At 27.4% G+C, this 22,275-nt stretch carries 19 protein-coding genes; 5 read left to right on the forward strand and 14 right to left on the reverse strand.

All coding sequences use genetic code 11. From position 1 onward, the window contains the following. Window positions 1–74: 74 nt before the first annotated feature. Both serA and serB read left to right on the forward strand, forming a co-directional pair. Window positions 75–1,679, forward strand: coding sequence for a phosphoglycerate dehydrogenase (serA, locus tag QZ288_RS05305; RefSeq protein ID WP_295155987.1), 1,605 nt, complete (start codon window positions 75–77; stop codon window positions 1,677–1,679). A gap of 12 nt (window positions 1,680–1,691) precedes the next feature. Next, on the forward strand, window positions 1,692–2,312 hold the full coding sequence (gene serB, locus QZ288_RS05310) for a phosphoserine phosphatase SerB (RefSeq protein ID WP_295155990.1): 621 nt from the start codon (window positions 1,692–1,694) through the stop codon (window positions 2,310–2,312). A gap of 102 nt (window positions 2,313–2,414) precedes the next feature. Here serB and QZ288_RS05315 read toward each other — a convergent pair whose 3' ends face one another. The 3 genes from QZ288_RS05315 to QZ288_RS05325 form a co-directional block, all read right to left on the reverse strand. Continuing rightward, window positions 2,415–3,758: a citrate/2-methylcitrate synthase gene (locus tag QZ288_RS05315; RefSeq protein WP_295155993.1), complete on the reverse strand. Its 1,344-nt coding sequence runs from the start codon at window positions 3,756–3,758 to the stop codon at window positions 2,415–2,417. Between the two features lie 45 nt (window positions 3,759–3,803). After that, complete coding sequence (gene icd, locus QZ288_RS05320; protein ID WP_295155996.1) at window positions 3,804–5,063, reverse strand: NADP-dependent isocitrate dehydrogenase; 1,260 nt, start codon at window positions 5,061–5,063, stop codon at window positions 3,804–3,806. A 324-nt stretch (window positions 5,064–5,387) separates the two neighbouring features. After that, a complete protein-coding gene (locus QZ288_RS05325; protein WP_295155999.1) occupies window positions 5,388–7,643 on the reverse strand; it encodes an aconitate hydratase in 2,256 nt (751 codons plus the stop codon). A 304-nt stretch (window positions 7,644–7,947) separates the two neighbouring features. Here QZ288_RS05325 and mscL point away from each other — a divergent pair, with 304 nt between their 5' ends. Then, complete coding sequence (gene mscL, locus QZ288_RS05330) at window positions 7,948–8,418, forward strand: large conductance mechanosensitive channel protein MscL (RefSeq protein ID WP_295156038.1); 471 nt, start codon at window positions 7,948–7,950, stop codon at window positions 8,416–8,418. A 59-nt stretch (window positions 8,419–8,477) separates the two neighbouring features. Here mscL and QZ288_RS05335 read toward each other — a convergent pair whose 3' ends face one another. The 6 genes from QZ288_RS05335 to galK form a co-directional block, all read right to left on the reverse strand. After that, window positions 8,478–9,260: a hypothetical protein gene (locus tag QZ288_RS05335; RefSeq protein ID WP_295156002.1), complete on the reverse strand. Its 783-nt coding sequence runs from the start codon at window positions 9,258–9,260 to the stop codon at window positions 8,478–8,480. 33 nt (window positions 9,261–9,293) lie between these two features. Further along, window positions 9,294–9,659: a hypothetical protein gene (locus tag QZ288_RS05340; protein WP_295156005.1), complete on the reverse strand. Its 366-nt coding sequence runs from the start codon at window positions 9,657–9,659 to the stop codon at window positions 9,294–9,296. A 141-nt stretch (window positions 9,660–9,800) separates the two neighbouring features. Then, entirely contained in the window at window positions 9,801–10,514 is a 714-nt protein-coding gene (rlmB, locus tag QZ288_RS05345; RefSeq protein ID WP_295156008.1) for a 23S rRNA (guanosine(2251)-2'-O)-methyltransferase RlmB, read from the reverse strand. 128 nt (window positions 10,515–10,642) lie between these two features. Further along, a complete protein-coding gene (locus tag QZ288_RS05350) occupies window positions 10,643–12,520 on the reverse strand; it encodes an AMP-binding protein (protein WP_295156011.1) in 1,878 nt (625 codons plus the stop codon). An 85-nt stretch (window positions 12,521–12,605) separates the two neighbouring features. Continuing rightward, a complete protein-coding gene (locus QZ288_RS05355) occupies window positions 12,606–13,742 on the reverse strand; it encodes a glycosyltransferase family 4 protein (RefSeq protein WP_295156013.1) in 1,137 nt (378 codons plus the stop codon). Window positions 13,743–13,953: 211 nt separating this feature from the next. Next, the gene (gene galK / locus QZ288_RS05360) at window positions 13,954–15,135 is read right to left on the reverse strand and encodes a galactokinase (protein ID WP_295156016.1); all 1,182 of its coding nucleotides are present in this window, start codon (window positions 15,133–15,135) and stop codon (window positions 13,954–13,956) included. Window positions 15,136–15,352: 217 nt separating this feature from the next. Here galK and QZ288_RS05365 point away from each other — a divergent pair, with 217 nt between their 5' ends. Then, window positions 15,353–16,621 carry an L-serine ammonia-lyase, iron-sulfur-dependent, subunit alpha gene (locus QZ288_RS05365; RefSeq protein WP_295156018.1) on the forward strand — a complete coding sequence of 423 codons (1,269 nt, stop codon included), beginning with the start codon at window positions 15,353–15,355 and terminating at the stop codon, window positions 16,619–16,621. A 216-nt stretch (window positions 16,622–16,837) separates the two neighbouring features. On the opposite strand, the gene QZ288_RS05370 is transcribed toward QZ288_RS05365, so the two are convergent. Both QZ288_RS05370 and QZ288_RS05375 read right to left on the reverse strand, forming a co-directional pair. Further along, the gene (locus QZ288_RS05370) at window positions 16,838–17,437 is read right to left on the reverse strand and encodes a phosphoglycerate mutase family protein (RefSeq protein WP_295156021.1); all 600 of its coding nucleotides are present in this window, start codon (window positions 17,435–17,437) and stop codon (window positions 16,838–16,840) included. 323 nt (window positions 17,438–17,760) lie between these two features. Continuing rightward, window positions 17,761–18,837, reverse strand: coding sequence for a cell surface protein (locus tag QZ288_RS05375; RefSeq protein WP_295156024.1), 1,077 nt, complete (start codon window positions 18,835–18,837; stop codon window positions 17,761–17,763). A gap of 184 nt (window positions 18,838–19,021) precedes the next feature. Here QZ288_RS05375 and QZ288_RS05380 point away from each other — a divergent pair, with 184 nt between their 5' ends. After that, on the forward strand, window positions 19,022–19,930 hold the full coding sequence (locus QZ288_RS05380; protein WP_295156027.1) for a hypothetical protein: 909 nt from the start codon (window positions 19,022–19,024) through the stop codon (window positions 19,928–19,930). Window positions 19,931–20,057: 127 nt separating this feature from the next. Here the strand turns inward: QZ288_RS05380 and csrA are convergent, their stop codons facing one another. From csrA to QZ288_RS05395, 3 genes are all read right to left on the reverse strand, one after another. Next, entirely contained in the window at window positions 20,058–20,312 is a 255-nt protein-coding gene (gene csrA, locus QZ288_RS05385) for a carbon storage regulator CsrA (protein WP_295156029.1), read from the reverse strand. Between the two features lie 2 nt (window positions 20,313–20,314). Then, entirely contained in the window at window positions 20,315–20,791 is a 477-nt protein-coding gene (fliW, locus tag QZ288_RS05390) for a flagellar assembly protein FliW (RefSeq protein WP_295156032.1), read from the reverse strand. Between the two features lie 62 nt (window positions 20,792–20,853). Then, a complete protein-coding gene (locus QZ288_RS05395; protein ID WP_295156035.1) occupies window positions 20,854–22,107 on the reverse strand; it encodes a flagellar hook-associated protein 3 in 1,254 nt (417 codons plus the stop codon). Window positions 22,108–22,275 lie beyond the last annotated feature (168 nt).

A 22,275-nucleotide genomic window follows, 5' to 3' on the forward strand; every position in this document is an offset into this window, starting at 1 on the left:
AAAAATCCGCCTCGATAATTCATTATCGAGGGTCTTATAGGATTTTTCGAGTATAGCAAAAATAGGAGACAAAAATGAAGGTTTTAATAACTGATAAAATAAATGAATGTGTTAAGGATATAATAGGAGATGTTTCTGAAGCTGTATTTCTTCCTACAATGAGCGAAGATGAATTAGTAAAAGTTATTGGAGAATACGATGCCTTAATGGTGAGAAGTCAAACCAAAGTAACAAGAAAAATTATAGAGGCTGGAAAGAATTTAAAAATAATAGGACGTGCAGGAGTAGGGGTTGATAATATAGATGTTGAATCTGCTACAGAAAAAGGCATAATAGTAGTAAATTCTCCTGACGGAAATACTATTGCTGCATCAGAACATACTATTGCTTTAATGCTTGCTGTATCAAGAAATATAATTCCTGCTGCTGTATCAACTAAAGATGCTAAATGGAATAGAGATAAATTTACAGGAAATGAACTTTTAGGAAAAACTTTAGGTGTTATGGGATTTGGAAGAATAGGAAGAAAGGTTGTGCATATTGCTTTAGCTATAGGAATGAAAGTAATAGTTTATGATCCTTTTTCTTCTGAAGATATAGTGCATAAAACAGGTGCTGTATATGAAACTTCTTTAGATGATTTTCTTCCTAAGCTTGATTATTTATCTCTTCATATACCTAAAACTCCTGAAACTAATAATATTATAAATAAAGATAATTTATGCAAGATGAAAAATACTGCTATTATTATCAACTGTTCAAGAGGCGGACTTGTCAATGAAGAAGATTTAAAAAATGCATTAGAAAACGGCACTATAGCAGCAGCTGCAGTAGATGTTTTTGTAAATGAGCCTAAAATAGAAACTTGTCCTTTAACAGAATATAAAAAAGATAATTTAATACTTACTCCTCATCTTGGAGCTAGTACAAAAGAGGCTCAAATAAATGTTGCTTTAGATGTTGCTAAACAGATAAAATTAGTATTATCAGGAGGATATACTGAATCTGCAGTTAATATACCTTCTCTTAATCCTGAGAAATTAGAGCCTGTTAAAGATTATATGAAGATAGCAGAGAATGCGGGCGAAATGATAATGCAGCTTTCAAATGGAAAAATAAAATCTCTTGAAATAACAGCTCAAGGAGATTTAATTAATTTGGATATTCAGCCGCTTGAAGTTGCTGTATTGAAAGGGGTATTATCCTATATGTTCCAAGATGTTAATTATGTTAATGCTCCTTATCTTGCAAAGCAAAGAGGAATAGAAGTAAAAACTGTAAAATCTGAAGCTCCTTCTGCTTTTACAGGAATACTTAAAGTAAAATTAACAACTGATAAAGATACCACAAATGTATCAGTATCATTAATAGCAAAAAATATTGCCAGAATAGTTAAGCTTAATGATTATGATGTTATAATAAAGCCTCAGCCTCATATACTAATAGTACCTCATATAAATCAGCCTTCTATGATAGCTAAAGTTGCTGCTGTGCTTTCAGGAGAGAGTATTAATATCGCTTCAATGAGTGTATCTGAAAACATTAGAGGAAGCAATATGTCTATAATGGCTATAAATGTTGATAAAGTTATAGGAAATGATGTTATAACAAAAATTTCTAATATAGAGGGAGTACATGATCCTAAATATATAAGGCTTACAGCAGAGTATACTTTATAAGGGATGAATAAAATGAAATTAGCAGTTTTTGATTTTGATTCTACTTTAATGGACGGCGAAACTTTGGATATTATTGCAAAAGAAACTGATTTTTCAAAAGAGATTTCTGAGATTACAGCTAAGGGAATGAGCGGAGAATTAGATTTTTTTGAAAGTTTGCAAAGCAGGGTAGGTTTGCTTAAAGGAATAAAATTAGAAACTGTTAATGAGATTTGTAATAATCTTCCTATAATGAACGGAGCGAAAGAGACAATTAAAGAACTTCATAAAAGAGGATATAAATGCGTATGTTTTTCAGGAGGATTTAAAAATGCTACTGTGCCATTTGCTGAGAAATTAAATTTAGATGCTGAGTTTTCAAATATATTTCATTCAAAAGATAATATTCTTACAGGAAAAGTAGGCGGCGAGATGATGTTTTCTGACAGCAAGGGAAATATGCTTTTAACTTTACAAAGACTTTTAAATATTGATTATAATGATACCTTAGTTGTAGGCGATGGTGCTAATGATCTTAGTATGTTTAAATATGCTAAAAATAAGGCGGCTTTTTGTGCAAAAGAAGTTTTAAAAAAAGAGGCTAATATTATAATAGAAAAAAAAGATTTGAGGCTTATATTAGATAAAGTGTAAAAATATTAAATCGTAAAATGCTTTTTATTTTTTCTGAAAAAAACTATTAAAAAACTCTTAAAAACAAAGAAGATTTAATATCCTCTTTGTTTTATTTTTATATTATCTTTTATCCATACTTACAAACTCCTGAGGATCTATAACATTTTTATATGCAGGTCTTATTATTCTTCTTTCATCAAAATTAAGTTCTTCTATTCTATGAGCACACCATCCTACTATTCTTGACATAGCAAATAAAGGAGTATAAATTTCTTTAGGTATTCCAAGTATATCGTATATAAATCCGGAGTAAAGATCCACATTAGCACAAACTCTCTTTTTATCGCCTTTTACTTTTATGAAGCATTCTACTGCTCTTTCTTCTATAAGCTCCAAAAATTGAAGTTCGCGTTCTTTTTTCTTTTCTTTTGCAAGCTGATGGGCTAAATCTTTTAATATAACTGCTCTAGGGTCAGATAATGTATAAACAGCATGCCCCATACCATAAATTAATCCGCTGTTATCATAAGCTTCTTTATTGAGCATTTTTATCAGATAATTATCTATTTCATCTTTATCTTCCCAATTATCTATTGCAGATTTCAAATGAATAAACATATCCATTACTTTAGCATTAGCACCTCCATGCAAATCTCCTTTAAGAGAGCCTATGCCAGCTGAAATACTTGAATATGTGTCGGTTCTTGATGAGCTTGTAACTCTCACTGTAAATGTAGAGTTATTACCTCCTCCATGATCTGCATGAAGTATTAAAAGTAAATCCAGCATTCTAGCTTCTAAAGGCGTGAACTCCTGCTTTAACATATATAAAAAATTTTCAGCTATAGAATATTTTGGTTTAGGAAGAGTTATAGTTAAATATTTTTGATTTACGCTGTATTTGTACATATTATAAGCATAGGCAATAACAGCTGGAAACCTTGCTATTAATTGTATAGATTGAAGCATTAAATTATCTAATGATAAATCTTCAGGATTAGGGTCGTGAATATACATTTCAAGTACGCTTCTTGATAGAATATTCATAATATTTTGTCCTTCCAAATCTATTATATTCATAATAGTTTTTTTATCTAAATACATATTTTCAGATATAAGTTCTTTAAATGAATTTAATCTTTCGCTATCAGGGAGTTTTCCAGAAAGAAGAAGATAGCAAACCTCTTCATACCCAAATCTTTTATTTGTTAATATATCGCCTGCTATATCATTTATACTATATCCTCTATAATATAATTTTCCGTCTATAGGATATACATTTCCGTTTTCATCTTTTTCATATCCCACAACATCGCCTACATTTGTAAGCCCTACAAGTACTCCTGTTCCGTCTTCATTTCTAAGTCCTTTTTTTACATTATATTTTTGAAAAAGTTCGCTTTCTATTTTTATACGCTTGCTGGAGTGATCATATAGTTTATAAAGTAGATATTCTTTTTTCATAATAAACTCCTTTAAAATTTATTTTATTATAAAAATCATTATGACTTATATCAGAGAAATAATTTTCTCCCCAAAATTTTTAGTCCCTAATGCTTTGCCGTTATCCATAAAATTTGCTAAATCTTCAGTAGCATATCCGCTTTCAAATGATTTTTCTAATGCATTTATTATTAATTGGGCTGCTTCATTCATATTAATATATTCTAATGCCATAACAGAAGATAGTATTAATGAAGAGGGATTAGCTTTATTTTTTCCTGCTATATCAGGTGCTGTTCCGTGAGTAGCTTCAAAAATGGCATGTCCTGTTTCATAATTAATATTTCCTCCCGGTGCTATTCCGATTCCTCCAACCATAGCTGCAAGCTGGTCAGATATATAATCGCCATTCAAATTTAATGTTGCTATTACAGAATAATCTTCGGGCTTTAATAATGTGTTTTGTAAGAATGCATCTGCTATATTATCTTTTATTATAACTTTTCCTTTTTCTTTTGCCTCTTTTAATTTTTCTTTGGCTTTATCCTCACCGAACTCTTTTTTTATTTCAGCATATTCTTCCATAGTAAAAGTTTTATCTGCAAACTCTTTTCTTGCAAGTTCATATCCGTATTTTTTGAATCCGCCTTCAGTGAATTTCATTATATTTCCTTTATGCACCAAAGTAACAGACGGAAGTTTATTTTCAACAGCATATTCAATAGCAGAGGCTATCAGTCTTTTAGAACCTTCTTCAGAAACAGGTTTTACACCAAAAGATGAAGTTTTTGGAAATCTTACTTTTGATATTCCCATTTCATTTTTTAAAAAATTATAGAATTTATCAGCTTCTTCTGTACCTGTTTTCCATTCTATTCCTGCATATATATCCTCAGTATTTTCTCTAAATACAATCATATTTACTTTATTAGGTTCTTTTATAGGTGAAGAAGTACCTTTAAACCACCTTATAGGTCTTAAGCATACATAAAGATCTAATGTTTGGCGAAGTGCAACATTTAAAGAACGCATACCTTCTCCTACAGGAGTAGTTAAAGGTCCTTTAATTCCTATAAAATATTCTTCAAAAATTTTAATAGTTTCATCTGGTAAAGGAGTACCTAACTCTTTCTGAGCCTTATCTCCTGCAAGCACCTCAAGCCATTCTATAGATTTTTCTCCGTTATATGCTTTTTTTACAGCTTCATTTACTATCATTTGAGATATTTGCGTAATTTCTGTGCCTACTCCGTCTCCTTCTATAAAAGGTATTGTAATTTTATTTGGTATTATTAATTTACCGTTTTTCATTTCTATTTTGCTCATAATCATTCCTCTTAATTAATTATAATTCCAGCAATTAAATCTGCTGAACAATTTTTATTGCTATTTTTATATATTTTTTTATTATTTTGCATATATTAAAAAATCTTATATATAAAACTGCTTCTAACAGTATAGATTTTTTAATTTTAATTTTTTTCAAATAATTTTTATATTAAGCATTTTTTATATTTGAAATAAACATCATTTTTTATTGTCAGCGATGAATATGCAGCTAACATCTTTATTTATTATATTTACTATTGCCAATAAAATTATACTGCCGCTATTAAGCTATAGAAAATAATTTTTATCAAAAACTCAGTATTAGCCTTTAATTAAAGTATTCAAAGCACTTCCATTTTTAAACCATTCAATCTGTGCTTCATTATAAGTATGTACAGCTTCAAAATTATCTTCATTTCCATTTTGATGAATTACTCTAATAGTGAGATTCTGCTTAGGTTTAAAATTATCAAGTCCTAATATAGTTATTTTATCTTTTTCTTCTATTTTATCATAATCATCTTTATTTTTAAAAGTCAAAGCAAGAATACCTTGTTTTTTTAGATTTGTTTCATGTATTCTAGCAAAACTTTTAGCAAGCACTGCTTTTACATTTAAAAATCTAGGCTCCATAGCAGCATGTTCCCTGCTTGACCCTTCTCCATAATTTTCTTCAGATACCACTATAGAAGATATATTTTTCTGCTTATATTCTTTTGCTGTTTTTGAAACTTCTTCATAATTATTATTTAATTGATTAAATACTGAATTAGTTTTATTATTAAAGAAATTAACAGCCCCCATAAGCATATTGTCCGAAATATTTTCTAAATGTCCTCTGAATTTAAGCCAAGTTCCTGCCATAGATATATGATCAGTGGTGCATTTGCCTTTAACTTTTATAAGCAAAGGCATATTATTAAAATCATTAATATTAAATTTATCAAATGGTTTTAATAACTGAAGCCTTTTAGAATCCTTATCTATTGTTATTTCTACATTGCTGTCAGGAGAACTCTGCCTTTTTTTGTTTTCTTTGCTTAATCCATTTTTAGGCAAGGCTATTCCTGTAGGAGCATCTAATTTCACTTCTTTGCCTTGTTCATTTGTAAGAGTATCTTTTAACGGATTAAATTTTAAATCTCCTGCTATGCTTAAAGCCATAACAATTTCAGGAGAGGCAATAAAAGCATGCGTATTAGGGTTTCCGTCTGCTCTTTTAGCAAAATTTCTATTGAATGATGTTACTATAGAATTTGCCCTTGTATTATCCGCCTCCTCTCTATTCCATTGCCCTATACAAGGTCCGCATGCATTTGTCATTATTACAGCACCAATTTTTTTGAAATCATCTATATAGCCGTCTCTTAATGCAGCATTATAAGAAGCTTCAGAACCCGGATTAATTATTATTTTTGATTTTACTTTTAATTTTTTTTCTATTACCTGACGGGCAAGAGATGCAGCCTTACTTAAATCATAATATGAAGAATTGGTGCATGAGCCTATTAGCCCAACTTCCATAACAGAAGGATATTTATTTTCTTCTGTTTTTTTAGCGAATTCGCTTATAGTACATGCAGCATCCGGCGTAAATGGTCCGTTTAAGTATGGTTCTAACTGAGACAAATTAATTTCTATTATCTTATCATAATATTTCTCAGGATTTTTATATACTTCATCATCTGCTTTTAAATTATTTATATTTTCATCAGCAAATTTAGTAATTTCTTCTCTTCCTGTAGCAATTAAATATTCCTTTATATTATTATCATAAGGAAATATTGAAGAAGTAGCACCCACTTCAGCACCCATATTACAAATAGAAGCTTTTCCAGCAGCTGATAGGGTAAAGGCTCCTTCTCCGAAATATTCTATAATGGAGTTAGTTCCTCCTTTTACTGTTAAAATTCCTGCTAATTTTAATATAACATCTTTTGCACTAGCCCAGCCATTTAAAGAACCTGTTAATTTTACTCCTATTATATCAGGTATTTTTAACTCCCATTCCATACCTGTCATAACATCAACAGCATCAGCACCGCCCACACCTATAGCAAGCATTCCAAGTCCTCCTGCATTAGGAGTATGAGAATCTGTGCCTATCATCATACCTGCAGGAAATGCATAATTTTCTAATACTATTTGATGTATTATTCCAGAGCCTGCCTCCCAAAATCCAAGTCCGTATTTTTTAGCTATGCTTTGTAAAAAATTATAAACTTCTTTATTTGTATTAAGAGCATTTTTTAAATCTTCTTCAGCACCTTTGCAAGCTTCTATTAAATGATCGCAATGTATCGTTGTTGGTACTGCTGAAGAAGTTTTTCCTGCATTCATAAATTGAAGCAATGCCATTTGTGCTGTAGCGTCCTGCATTGCTACTCTGTCTGGTCTGAAATCAGCATAGTCTTCAGATCTTTTAAAATCTTTTATATCGCTTTCCTTATATAAATGAGCATACAATATCTTTTCAGATAATGTTAAGGCTCTGTTTAATTTTATTTTTATATTATTAATTTTATTTGAATAATTTTTATAAAAATTTCTTATCATTTCAATATCATATATTTCCATAGCTATAATCCCCTAACATTATATTTATATAAAGTAATACTATATAGCAATATTTATTTTTTATCAATAGCTTTATATTTTTTATTATTATTGATAATAAGTATAGTATTAAAAAAATATTATAAAGTTTATTAATTGTGACTATTGCAGTAATGCAGTAAATATAACTGCATATATATAAACAAGCAATAATTTATATTATAATTAAAATATAATTTATTTGTATTTACAAAAAATATAAACTGCTTTATTATATAGAATATACAATAAAAATTTATTAATATAAGGTTTGTTTATGGTTTCAATTATAGAAGAGTTTAGAAAATTTATTATGCGTGGAAATGTATTAGATATGGCAGTAGGTATAATAATTGGTTCTTCATTTACAAGTATAGTAAATTCTTTTGTACAGGATATATTAATGCCTCCTATAGGCTTACTATTAAGCGGCATAGATTTTTCTGATATATTTATAGTTATTAAAAAAGGAGTAGAAAATGCAGGTCCTTATAATTCTATTGAGGCTGCCAAAAATGCAGGTGCTATAGTAATAAGCGTCGGTGTTTTTCTCAATACTATAATAAGTTTTCTTATTACAGCAATGTCAATATTTATAATAATAAAAATTTTAAATAAAATGCAGGAAAAAATTATTCAAAAAGACGAAGATAAGGATAAAAGTAAAACTAATAAAATTTGTCCTTACTGCTGTTCTTCAATTAATATAAATGCAGTTAAATGTCCTAATTGTACTTCAGATTTAACTGATGAATAATTTATATATATTTATTTTTTAATTATATAAATTATATAACAGAGATTATATACTAATAGTTAGTCTATATTCAAATCTATAACTATATCTATTTCAGTTATTGAACAGTTTAATTTCTTTGCTATTTCTTCTTTGCTTAAACCTTCTTTATAAAGTTTAATTATATCATCATTTTTATTATAACTTTTTATAGAGTTTTCTAACGGTTCATTTATCAATGCTATAGTTTTATCTTCTATAGGTTTATCATATATAGCCATATTTGTTTTTATAGTTTTATCTAATTTGCTTCTCAGTTTTTCTATGACTTCTTTTTTTGCTTCATCATCTATTGCTTTTACTGCTGTATCTATATTACTGCTTTTTTGGGTTTTGATTTTTGTTTTATTATTATTATCTATACTGTTTTTTTCTATTTTTTCATCAGGTTTTATATTATCTTTTATATTATTTTCTATATTATTATCTTCAACTCTTATATCTAATTTTTTATTTTCATTTGTATATAATTTTCCTTCACTAATATTATGTTCAATATTATCTTCTGGAGTAATAGCTTCAGGTTTTTCTGTAATTTCTGTATTACTTATTTTTTTGCTTTGAAAACAATTTAATTCTTTTATCAGTCTGTTTGCTCTTACTATAGAATCTTCCAATATTGATATTCTTGATAATGCTATATTATTAAATTCTTTAACTAAAGATTCTATTTCTTCTCTGGCTTTAGACATAGTTTCTTTTTCTAATCTTTCTCTAGCCTTTGAAACTATATAAATATAAAAAAGAGGCAAGGCAACTGCTAATATAATTATGTTTATTATTATACTTATTAAAATCTGCATATTAAAATCTGTAATAGTAAAATTGATTATAAATTATCCTAAAAGATCTATTCTTGAACCTTTAGTCTGTTCTGATGCAGAAACTTCTTCTATTTCTATAGTATTATCAAGCTCATTATTATCAATATTGTCTGTCATTTTCTTTTTATTTTTCTTTCTATATGACATATATCCTTGATCTTTAGGTTTCTGTTCATCTTTTCTTTCTTTTATTTTAGTTTCATCAGAAATATTTTCGGATTTTACAACAGTTGAATCTTTTATATAAGAATCTCTATGTATATCTCTGTCTTCTGACTGCATAGCTATAGTTTTTGCAGCCATTTTGGTATGTTCCATTCTGCCAATATGAGATTGCTGCATATATAATTGCTGTAAATCTAAAGGTGCTATAGGCATTATTTTTTAATCTCCGTATATTATGCCTTAAATTTATATCCTATTATTTAATATATACTTTTTTAATATTATTTCAAGTAAAAAAATAAATATATACATTATATATAACAATTTTTATTTGTTCCAATAAAATGATTTTTATTATTTTTTATAAATAGAATATGCATAACTAATAACAGCACTGGCTGCAGATACATTTAAAGAATCAAAATCATTTACAGCATTTATAATGATGCTTCCGTCTGAGTTTTTTTTCAAAATATCTCTGACGCCGCTATGCTCATTACCCAATATAATAGCAGTAGGAAAATCAAATTTAAAATCCTCTAATGAAATTTCTCCCTTTTCGCTTGCATAATATATCCAAAAACCTTTATCTTTCATCAAATCTACAACTCTATTTAAATTAGTTTCTATAGATATAGGCAAATGATATGCAGCACCTGATGATATTTCATAAACTTTTTCATTAATAGGGGCAGAATTGTCTTTAGGTATTATAATTCCTGCAGCATCAAAAAAATAAGCATTTCTAATAATAGCTCCTAAATTATGAACATCTGTTATAGAGTCAAGTATAAATATTAAAGGATTTTGTTTTTTTTCTAGTGCCTTTTCTATAAAGCTGTCTATTCCTATTTCAGCATTTTCTTTTATATCGGCGGCTATTGAATATACTTTTCCTATAATTTTTTCCATTTCATTTTTATCAGTATTTTTTATATTTACTTTATTTCTTTCAGCTAATTTAATAATATCTTTTTCCCTTTTTGAAATCGGAAATTTTATATATAAAGTTTTAACTAAATCTTTTGAAATAGCTTCAACTATAGAATTTTTATTTGTTATAAACATTATTTATTTTCCTAAATTTTAATTTTTTTATTTCTGTTAGTAATAAACTTGCATATAATTAGCTTATAGATTTAAAATTACTTTTTAATAATTACTGCCGTTTTTTTTAATATCATACTTTTATAATTTTACTTCATTTTATTAAATAAAGCATCTATTTTATTTTTATAAACTTCAATAACATTATCTCTTTTTATTTTTAAAGACTGAGTTAAAAGATTATTTTCTATAGTAAACTCTTCATCTGTAATTATAATTTTTGATATAGTTTCATAAGGCTTAAATCCGTTTTTATAATTAATAAGATTACTCAAATCCTCTTTTATTAATTTATAAACTTCCTTTGAAGAGGCTAGAGTTTTTTCATCATAAGATATTTTATGTCTGTTAAAATAATCTTTTATATTTTCTTTATCTATTACTACAATAGCTCCAATAGAAGATTTATCCTGTCCTATAAGCATAATCTGAGAAATATAAACTGATTCCATTGCTTTATTTTCTATAGGCTGAGGCTCTACATTCTCTCCTGTAAGAAGTACTATAGTTTCTTTAGCTCTTCCTGTTAAAACTATTTCTCCCTGCTGAGTATAAGTTCCTAAATCTCCTGAATTAAAATATCCGTCAATTTTTGACTGCTCTGTTAATTGAATATCTTTATAATACTCTTTAAATACATTAGGTCCTTTGATATAGCAAACTCCCATAACTCCGTCTTCGCATATATTTCCGTCTTTATCTCTGATTTCTATATTTACTTCAGGTATAGGACTTCCGCATGTTCCTCTGTAATTTTTATAAGGAGATCTTAATGTAACAACAGGAGAAGTTTCTGTTATGCCCCAGCCTACAATTAAATTTATGCCTACAGCCTCTACAAAATCTTCTATATACATAGGCAAAGCTCCGCCTCCTGATATAGTAAGACGCATTTTTCCTCCTGTCAGCTCTTGTATTTTACTATAAACCATTTTTTGAGCCATTTTATGATAAATAGGATCAAATACACCTATACTGTATTCAGGTTTTTTATTATCTCTGTTTTCATCTCCTATTAAGTATACTAAATCATTTTGAAATCTCAAACTTCTTATATATCTCATAGATCTTTTTATTAAAAATTTAGCAAGATTTTTAGCTAATATGCTTTTTTTATCTATATTTTTCATAACGGTATTGTATATGTTAACCCAAATAGCTGGTACAGAAATAAATATATCAGGCTTTTCTTCTGTAAAATCATTTTTTAAATATCTTTTATTAGTTATTGCTGTAAAGCATCCTGTTATTGCTGTTACATAAGATATTGTTCTTTCGTATATATGCCAAATTGGAAGTATGGTAAGAAGTTTTTCTCCGGGCTGAAGATTTATTATATCAGGAAGTACTCTGATATTATGAAGTATATTTCCATGCGTAAGTATAACTCCTTTAGGTTTTCCAGTAGTTCCTGAGGTGTATATTATAGTTGCTGTACTGTCATTTGTTAATTTAGATGCTTTTTTTACTGCAAACTGTTCATCTCCTTTTAAAGTTTCTTCTCCGAGTTCTATAAACTTATCGAAAGAATATATATTATTATCAGGATCATGTTTAGAACTGTCAAGAAAAATTATAAGAGATAAGTTTTTAATATTTTTTTCTATCTTTTTAAATACATATTCATTTTCTACAAGAACAGCTTCGGATTCGCTATGTTCTATTATGTAATTTAATTCATCAGAAGTTGAGTCTATGCCTCTAGGAACATCAGCACAGCCTAATGCTAAAAGAGCCATATCGCATATAAACCATTCTATTCTATTTTCAGAAAATATAGCAGCATGTTTTTTTTCTAATCCCTTAATTTCAAATGCTTTAGCAGCAGCATTTATTTTATCATAAAGTTTTTTATATGTTATTGTAATTTTCTCTTCATTATTATTTCTATATCTATAAGCAGGATTTTGAGGCAAGTTTTCAACTGTTTCAAAAAAAGTACTAGGTATGGATGTATAATTTCTCATAATATCTCCGAATGAATATAAAAAATGATTAATTCTAACTATTTTAGAATATAGTTAATTATAACTATAATACATATTGAAAATATTACAAGCGATTTGCTATATATTTTATTACATTTTCGCTATATGATTGTACTGTAAAAGTATCTAATATATTTTTTGATGCAGAAACTATACTGCTTTTTATATTTTTATCTTTATACACAAGCATCATAGAATCAGATATTTGTTCTATATTATTCATATCGCAGCTTATAGAATAATTCTTTACTGCTTCATAAACTCCTGATTTATCCGAAATTATAGATATACATTGAGAGTATAATGCTTCTATAACGGTAAGTCCGAAAGGCTCATTAACAGCAGGCATTATCAAAGCATAGCTTCTATTTAATAATTGATTTTTTTCCTCTTCAGATACAAAGCCTTTAAATATTATATTATTTTCCAAATTCATATCTTTTACAATGTGTTTTAAATATTTTTCATATCTTCCTTTTCCTGCTATTATAAATTTTAATTCTTTATCTTCTATTTTTTCAAGAAATAATTTAAAAGCATTAAAAGCATTTTCTAAATTTTTAGGCTTTTCTATCCTTCCTATATATAAAAAATAAGAGCCTTCATTTATTTCTGCAATTGTATTTGTATTAGTAATGCATGGATATATTATTTCGGCATCTCTATTATAAACTCTTTTTACAGCTTCTTTAGTTCTGATACTATTTGACATTATATAATCTACTTTATTAATTGCCGATTTGTCTAAATGCATAGTATATCTTGCAATTATATCCCAAGTTTTTTGAAGTTTTTTATAGCTTTCATCATCATATCCGTAAAGCCTTATACTAGGTTCATGACAATACCAAAAACTTTTAGGTAATTTTATATTATTTTTTTCAGCATATTTAAATGCAAGTCCGTAAAATATTGCTGCTGGAAAATTATGTATTAATACAGCATCATAATTTTTTAATTCATAAGCTAAAAATTTAGCTGTTTTATTAAAAATAAAAGGATTTAGCTTTATATCTGTTTTTATCTGCTTTATATAGTTTGGGGCATCATTCCTTAATCTATAAGTATAAATTGCAATTTCTATATTCAAACTAAAGCAGTATTTAGAAAATGCTAGTATAACATTTTCTGCTCCGCCTTTATATCCGAAAGTAGGGTGTATTATTGCTATTTTTTTTATATATTCAAGATAATTATTCATTTAATAAATAATAATATATTTTTTATAATCTTACAAGTTAAAAATGATTTTAATATTTTTTATAACAATTTATAATTTATGCATTCAAAAGAAAATAATAATTAAAAAAGCGATAATCAAAAAAAATAATAAATAAAAAAAAGCAGACTATATATTATATAATCTGCTGTTTTATTAAAAATTTTCAAATAATTTAATATTTAACAAAAAATTATTCCTCTGTAGGAAGAATCCTAGTACCATTAGATAGTTTTAATATATAAACATCAGCATCTCTTCTAGTTCTTTCTTTATAATGAGAATATAAATTTTCTATAACATTTTCAACTTCAGTTTTTTTGAGGAATAATAAAACTCCTCCTCCAAAACCTGTTCCTATCATTCTGGCACCTAAAACACCATCCATATTCATAGATTCTTCAACTAATATATCTAATTCTGCAGTTGAAACTTCATATAATTTGCTCAAACCGTCATGAGTTTTAAGTATTAAATTAGATAAATCTTTAACAGAACCTTTCTTTATAGCTTTAACCGCCTGATTAACTCTATCCTGTTCTGATGAAACATATAAAGCCCGTCTTTGTTCTTTATTCTGCAAATTTTCTTTGATAAAATCAGCATCTTTAGACTTCAAATCAGATAATGATTTCAAATTATTTTTTTTCTCTTTAAGTTTTTTTAAAGCATTTTCACATTCTCTTTTTCTGGCATTATATTCACTATCGCTTGAAGTTCTTTTCTTATTGCTATTAACAACAGCCATACAATAATCGCCTAAATTAAAATCAAAATATTCATATTTAAGTGTTTTTATATTAAATAAAAATAAAGTATTTTCCTTAGACATAAATATAGTAACATGATCGCTTAAAGATGTTCTATGAGAAGCATATTTTATTTCGCCTTCATAAGATAATTTAGCCATTTCAATAGGTTCTACATCTTTAATATTATTTATATCCAAAGCGGCAAATGTAAGGCATGCACATAATGAACTGGACGAAGCCAAAGAAGTATTAAAAGGCAAATCTGTATATACAAATATATCCATACCATGTATTTTATATTCTTTCTCTAAAAGCACAGAATAAACACCCTTAAAATAAACAGCCCATTCATCTTCTTTATTTTTTTCTAAATCATCTAATGTAAATGATTTTCTGGCTTTAAAGGAATGAGCATATATATTAACTTTATTATCAGGTCTTTTTCTAGCTACTATATAAGTTCCTCTATCAACAGCACAAGTTATTGTATCTCCGCCCGAATAATCTATAAGCTCCCCTATAACTGTAACTCTTCCCGGAGCAAAATAAAGTTTCGTCTCTCCTTTATGTCCGAAAACTTCTCTGAATCTTGCCGATATTTTTAAATGTAATCTAGGTATCATACTAATCTCTCAAAAATTATCTGTTATAAATATCATAAAATGAAAAAAAATCAATAGTATAAACTGCTGTAATCATAAAAAAATAATATTTTTATATTATATATTTATAAATCGTAAATTTTCTACAAAACTAAAATAAAATAATTTTTTAAATATTGATTTTGATATAAAATAATAATATAATATTAAAAAATATGTTTAGGCAGATTATAATTTTATGGATAAAACTTTATATAATAATTATATAAGTATTTTAAAAGAAGAATTGGTACCTGCATTAGGCTGTACAGAGCCTATAGCAATAGCTTTTGCAGGTGCTAAAATAAGAGAAGTAATTGGAGATATACCTGATTATATAATTGTCAAATGCAGCGGAAATATTATAAAAAATGTAAAAGGAGTAACTGTACCAAATTCAGGCGGACTAAAAGGTATAAATATAGCGGCTACTTTAGGATTAATCGGAGGAGATGCAAGTAAAAATCTTGAAGTTTTATCTACTGTAAAAGAAGAGGATATACAAAAAACTAAGGAGCTTATAAATAAAAACTTCTGCCAATGTGATTTAATAGAAGGTTCTGAAAATTTGCATATTATAATAGAAGCTAAGCATAAAGATTCATCGGCATTAGTTGAAATAAAAAATTCGCATACCAATATCACAAAAATAATTAAAAATGGGGAAGAATTATTTAAATCTAATAACTCTTCATATAAGAAAGATGATGATATAAGAGAGTCTTTAAATATAAAAGATATATTAAACTTTGCAAATCAAGTTAAAATAGAAGATATTAAAGATACTATTGATATGCAGATAGAATTAAATACTAGTATTTCAAGAGAAGGCATAAAAAACGATTACGGCACATCAATAGGAAAAACAATATTAAAATATTATGGAGATGATATAAGAAATAGGGCAAAGGCTTATGCAGCTGCCGGTTCTGATGCCAGAATGGGAGGATGTGCTATGCCTGTAGTAACTAATTCAGGAAGCGGAAATCAGGGAATAACTGTTTCAATACCTGTTATAGAATATGCTTATGATATGAAAGCATCTGAAGAAAAATTATACAGAGCATTAGTGCTTTCAAATTTGATAGCTATACTTCAGAAAAAGCATATAGGTAAATTATCAGCATTCTGCGGTGTTGTTTGTGCTGCTACAGGAGCGGCTTCAGCTATAGCATATTTGCATAACGGAGAATATAAAATAATCTGTGATACTATAACAAATACATTATGCACTATAGGCGGTATGGTTTGCGACGGAGCTAAGTCTTCATGTGCTTCAAAGATTGCAGAGGCTGTTGACTGCGGAATATTGGCATTTAATTTAGCAAGGGACGGAAAAGTATTCAAATCAGGGGATGGGCTTGTAAAAGATGATATAGAGGCAACAATAGACTGTATAGGAAGAATGGCTAAAGAAGGTATGAAAGGCACTGATAATGAAATACTTAATATAATGATAGATAAATAATTTTTATTATTGCTAATCAAAATTATATATTAATAATTTTATTAAATAATATAATATATTTTATTAATATTATCATAACTATCATATTTTTGCAATATGCAGTAAAAGATGAAGCTCTTAAAATAATTTTTTTATTTATAACTATTTTTTATTTATAACTAACTAAATAAATATTATTATTAAGTATAACTGCAATTATTATAAACATAAATATTATTAAAATTCTATTATAGCATTAAACAGCTGTTTATCTCTCCATTTTATAAACTCATCAAAGTCTGTAATATTATATTTCAAAACAGCTTTATAATATTCTATACCCATTATTTTAATATTATTAGGAGTTTGATATTTTAGTTTTAATATTATATTTCTTTTTTCTTCAGTAAGCATACTTATTATATCATCATTAGCTTTTTCAAAATATCCGTCATAATAAGAGCCTTCTAATATATGAATAATATCAATCTGCCAAACTTCATTATCATTTTTATCATCTTTATAAAATAAATGCCATTCTATACAATGCTCATCTGTTAATATTAAATTGCTGTATGTTAATTTTTGTATTTTTATATTAGATGCTATTTTTGATACTGCTGAAAAACTTTTTTCTATATTTAATTCAGATGTATAAATATGAAAATCAATATCCCTGTTTTTCATTAGAAGTCCCATTTTTAGAGAACCTACTAAATTGATTCTTGCCCCAATACTTTTAAAATTATTTTCAATATCAAGTTCTTTTATGATGCTAAAAGCTTTTTTCTGATTTTTATTAGAAAGCTCTATAATTTCATTAATATCATTATTCATTATTGAATTATCCTAGAAAGTATTATATTTTTAATAAGTTTTTAAACTACTTGATATACTATTTTTCATATTTAAAATTTAACATTTTAAATATATTTTACAATATAAAATAATAATTTATTATTATTGCTATCGATAAACTCGCTTTAAATTAACTTATAACTTCCTTCGTCAGTTATAAGTTGCTTGTTTATCTCTTTATTTACTAATAAAAAACTTGTTCGTTAATTATTCCCTGACATTCGCAAAATGGCAGAGTGTCAAAGCTCATAATTTTTATTAGCAATAGAAAGTTTATCTCTAACAACAATATTAAAAAATATTTAGTATCTCCAAATGCCCCAAACATCTAATCCGCCGCCGAATGCATTTTTTATTTCAAAATTGCTGCTTTTTCTCATTAACCCTTGACCTTCAGCATATCCCGTCAAACCAAATGTGAGATTTTCAACTAAAGTAACTTGAAGTTCGCCTTCTACACCATAATGTAAATTGTATTCTCCGTCAGTTTTGTATATTTGACCTTCAAACATAATTCTAGGCTTTATATAAGTGTATATAGCTCCTAACTTAGCTTCAAATTTGGCAGGAAGCAATACATAAAAATACATACTGTCAGTAGATCTTACGCCTTCATCATCATATAAATAGTTAAGTAAAGCATCATCAGCATATCCCGCATCTATAGTAGCCCATCTTGCACCTATACCATAATAGAAAGCTAATTTTACAGGCAGGCTTATCTGCAGAGGATAATTGTCAAATCTAGTAAGCATTATATTTCCGTATAAAGAGCCTCCTATTACCATAGGTGCTGTTTTTGTTCCGCTTACTTGATTTGTAATAGTTGAAAGCTGTATGCCGTAATGAAGAGATATTGTAAACTCATCTAATAATCCGCCTCTAAACATAAATGAGAATTTAGGAGTTGTACTTAATGTTACTTTTCCTCCGTAAGATGAAGGATCTCCGAAAGAAAATGAAAACGGCAGAGATAAGCGGTATTTTTGATTAGCAAATCCGAATGAAAATGAATGGCTATGAGCAATAGGACTGTCTTCAATACTATATAAATTAAATTGATATCCGAAGCCAAATATTCCGTAGCTTAATCCTACAAAAGCTTTTGGAAGAAATGCAAATTGCCTTTTACCATCAGCATTTGTTGCAGAATTATCAAATATATGAGATAAATCTAATATTGATACTCCTAATTTGAAAGGTGTATTATGATTTATAAGAGGAGCAAAGTCATATATTGTACTTACTCTGTCGGACCCGAATCTTGTTGAGGTTATTCCTTCTATTAGGTTATGCATATTATCTTTATCTACTATATCATCTATTGCAAAAACAAGGGAATTTAACAACAGCAGCATAAGGAATATTATTTTTTTCATTTTTTCTCCGATTAATTATAGTTATAATACAAAACAGATATTATTTAATAATGTAATAGCAATTATATATTTTTTATATAATTATCGTAATAGTTTATAATAGAAATCTTATTTTTTCAAGTGCATATTTTTTACATTAACTAAATGGTATTTTCTTCCGATAAATTGAGATGCGGACTAAAAAATGATAAAAGATTTTTTTTATTTTATAGTGATTATTCTATCTAAAACTATAATAGATTTATTCAGATTATTCGGAACTATTATAATATTCGGATTTATCTTATATGCATTATCTTCTATTACAAGAAGAATATTTGCAAAAACTTTAGGTTCAAAAACAGAAGTTTATATTACAGGCTGGATAGGAACGCCTATACATGAATTATCTCATGCATTATTCTGCCTGCTTTTCAGACATAAAATTAATGATATAAAATTATTTAGTGCCAAATCGGATACTATAGGGTATGTTCTTCATAGCTATGATTCAAGAAGCTGGTATCAGCAAATGGGCAATTTTTTTATAGGGGTAGGACCTATTATTATTGGTACTTTTATAGTTTATATACTATTTATAGCATTAGCCCCAGAATTGAAAAACAATGTATTTGAAATACCAAATTTGCAGTATAAACAAATATTAAATTCAGATATGCTTTCTATTTTTTATTATACTATATCAAATATATTTTTATATACTTATAATATTTTTGTGAATATAATAAAAAATGTTATAGAATATTCTTCTTTTAAAAGTATAACATTTTGGATATTTTTATATTTATCCATATCTATAGCTTCTCATATGGAATTAAGTCCTGCAGACATTTCGCATGCCTCTAAAGGTATGATAGTTATATTTGCTTTGTCATTAATATTAAATACATTATTTATTTTAATGAAAGTATTTTTGAAATTTGATATTCCGTCTTTTATGTATCAATTTATAGATAGAGTTTTAGAAACTTATAATATGCTTTTAATATTCTCTGCTATAATATCTCTATTCAATTTTTTAATATCATATATAATTTTAACGCCTATTAATTTAATAAGAAATGGTACTTTAATAAACCCATTCAGCAGCTAATAAAATTATAAAAAACATTATTATAAACTTAATAATAAAATAAAATAAAATAAAAATATAACTTAATAGAATAAAAATATGATTATATTAAAATATAATATAAAAGAGAACTGTAAGTATACTGATACTATTTATCATTATTTTTACCAAATTTATTTTTAACGAAATTACTTAAAATATTCAACTTATCAGCAGTAGCCTCTTTAGAAGCCTCTAAGTTTTGGCTTTCTATTTCTTCATAAACTTCTTTTCTGAATATTTTTACATTTTTAGGAGCATTAATTCCAAGTTTTATTTGATCGCCTCTTATATCGACGAGCATTATTTCTATATTATCTCCTATTACTATGCTTTGATTTATTTTCCTAGAAAGTACAAGCATTGTTATGAACTCCTTTCTTTTATGTTATTATTTTCAGATGCTTCATTATCTTCTAATAGAATTGAATGTCTGGTTGTATACTTATCTCCTAAAACAGTGCATTGCTTAGCTTTATGATTTTTTATATTAAAAACTACGGGTGCTATTAAATTAGCACTCATAGTTCTAAAATCGCTGTTTGGAATGCTGACAATAGTAAGAAGATATAAGTCTTCATTATTTTCTATACCTAAATATTTTATATCATCATCATGTACATCAGGTTCATAATTTTTAAATATTAAGAAAGGATCTATAAGTATAAAGCATATATTTTTATCATCTTTAGACTGAAGTATTTTGAAAGTTCCTTCTTTATCCATATTAACTAAATAGAACTCATCATAATCCTCAAATGCTAGTATAGTACCATTCAAATGATATAATGAATCATCTGAAACTTCTATTTTTCCCAATATCCTAGATTCTATTTCCGGCATAAAATTATTTCCTTTTATACATTTATAAAATTTTTATATTTTTCAGCATTATTGTTATTATTTTATCTTAAATAATCCATAAGAGTTCTTCCTAATAATCTTCCTGCTGTCTGCAATGAAGCATTATGAGCATACTGCCACATATTGAAATTAACAATTTCTTCAGCATAATCAATATTTTCATTTTTAGCTAAAGCCTCTTCAATAGCTAATCTCTGATTTTCAAAACCAACATAGCCCATATCAAGCCTTGTTACTTTAGAAGAAGCATTAGCCTGCACAGCAGCAACATTGTCTAAAGAACTGTCTATATATCCTAATGCCTCGCCTCCTATAGCCCTAACATCATCATTAAGCATAGCATCTCTCAAATACATTAAACTTTCAAATATGCTTTTTCCTGTAACTAATGCACTAGGCTCATAATTATTTTCAGGATTATTTGCAGCTCCTATTCTCACCAATCCTATATCCTGCAGTACAGTTCCGCCTGCTAAATCCTGTAAAAGTATTTTATGAGGATTTCCTGTTTTTAATTGTATAACTTTCTCTCCGCCTCTTAAATCGCCTATACTTGCACTTACATTTCCATTAGCATCATTTATTCTCTGAACTATAGCTTCTATATTATCGCCCTGCTTAATATTAATAACCATATCATCTATCATAATATCCTGATCTTCAGCAGCAATATAAGTTGAAGCATCTGTTGTAGATATTATTTCCATATCGGTTCCCCAAAAAGTATAATTACCCGGTGTAGCAACATTAATAACCTGTCCGTTTTCTACTTCTCTGTTTTGAGGATTTCCGTCGCCTTCATACATAACTGATTTTATTATAGAGCGTCCTGCCTTTTCATCATGTCCGTAAAATGCTCTGAATGGTGCTGTTTTTGTACTTGTTCCTGAAAATATAAACTCTCCCTTGCTTTGAGTTTTTGATATATCATATACTCTTTCTATCATTTCTTCTATTTCCATAGCCATTTTAGCTCTGTCATCGGCTCCGTAAGTGCTGTTTGCTCCTTGAATTGCTAAATCTCTTGCTCTATTTAAAGCCTCTGTTATAGCAGACATAGAGTCATGTGCTACGCTTAATTTTTCTTTTCCATCAACTATATTGTTTTGATATCTGTTTACTGATGACATTCTAGTTCTATAATAGATAGAGTTTATAGTAGAAGTAACATTCTGGTGAGGGTACTGCACCCTTTGACCAGTAGATAATCTAGTTTGAGATGATTCCATCTCATTATAGTTTCTTTTTATTGTGCTGACTGTTCTATTAAATTGGGCTTGTTCAGTAACTCTCATTTTTTATCTCCTGTTTTAATATAGAAATTATTATTATATCGTTTTTATTCTCGTAATAATATTAAATTCTTTTATTATTTTTTTATTATTGCTAATAAAAATTGCTTTATTATTGCTAGCTATAAACTCGCTTTAAAATAGCTAATAACCTCTTTATTATTGCTAATA

Source organism: uncultured Brachyspira sp. (assembly GCF_910578695.1).
GTDB lineage: Bacteria > Spirochaetota > Brachyspiria > Brachyspirales > Brachyspiraceae > Brachyspira.

Bases quoted from the DNA above. Each gene is read 5' to 3' on its own strand.
- serA (WP_295155987.1), top strand. From the start codon at position 75: ATGAAGGTTTTAATAACTGATAAAATAAATGAATGTGTTAAGGATATA.
- serB (WP_295155990.1), top strand. From the start codon at position 1,692: ATGAAATTAGCAGTTTTTGATTTTGATTCTACTTTAATGGACGGCGAA.
- QZ288_RS05315 (WP_295155993.1), bottom strand. From the start codon at position 3,758: ATGAAAAAAGAATATCTACTTTATAAACTATATGATCACTCCAGCAAG.
- icd (WP_295155996.1), bottom strand. From the start codon at position 5,063: ATGAGCAAAATAGAAATGAAAAACGGTAAATTAATAATACCAAATAAA.
- QZ288_RS05325 (WP_295155999.1), bottom strand. From the start codon at position 7,643: ATGGAAATATATGATATTGAAATGATAAGAAATTTTTATAAAAATTAT.
- QZ288_RS05335 (WP_295156002.1), bottom strand. From the start codon at position 9,260: ATGCAGATTTTAATAAGTATAATAATAAACATAATTATATTAGCAGTT.
- QZ288_RS05340 (WP_295156005.1), bottom strand. From the start codon at position 9,659: ATGCCTATAGCACCTTTAGATTTACAGCAATTATATATGCAGCAATCT.
- rlmB (WP_295156008.1), bottom strand. From the start codon at position 10,514: ATGTTTATAACAAATAAAAATTCTATAGTTGAAGCTATTTCAAAAGAT.
- QZ288_RS05350 (WP_295156011.1), bottom strand. From the start codon at position 12,520: ATGAGAAATTATACATCCATACCTAGTACTTTTTTTGAAACAGTTGAA.
- QZ288_RS05355 (WP_295156013.1), bottom strand. From the start codon at position 13,742: ATGAATAATTATCTTGAATATATAAAAAAAATAGCAATAATACACCCT.
- galK (WP_295156016.1), bottom strand. From the start codon at position 15,135: ATGATACCTAGATTACATTTAAAAATATCGGCAAGATTCAGAGAAGTT.
- QZ288_RS05365 (WP_295156018.1), top strand. From the start codon at position 15,353: ATGGATAAAACTTTATATAATAATTATATAAGTATTTTAAAAGAAGAA.
- QZ288_RS05370 (WP_295156021.1), bottom strand. From the start codon at position 17,437: ATGAATAATGATATTAATGAAATTATAGAGCTTTCTAATAAAAATCAG.
- QZ288_RS05375 (WP_295156024.1), bottom strand. From the start codon at position 18,837: ATGAAAAAAATAATATTCCTTATGCTGCTGTTGTTAAATTCCCTTGTT.
- QZ288_RS05380 (WP_295156027.1), top strand. From the start codon at position 19,022: ATGATAAAAGATTTTTTTTATTTTATAGTGATTATTCTATCTAAAACT.
- csrA (WP_295156029.1), bottom strand. From the start codon at position 20,312: ATGCTTGTACTTTCTAGGAAAATAAATCAAAGCATAGTAATAGGAGAT.
- fliW (WP_295156032.1), bottom strand. From the start codon at position 20,791: ATGCCGGAAATAGAATCTAGGATATTGGGAAAAATAGAAGTTTCAGAT.
- QZ288_RS05395 (WP_295156035.1), bottom strand. From the start codon at position 22,107: ATGAGAGTTACTGAACAAGCCCAATTTAATAGAACAGTCAGCACAATA.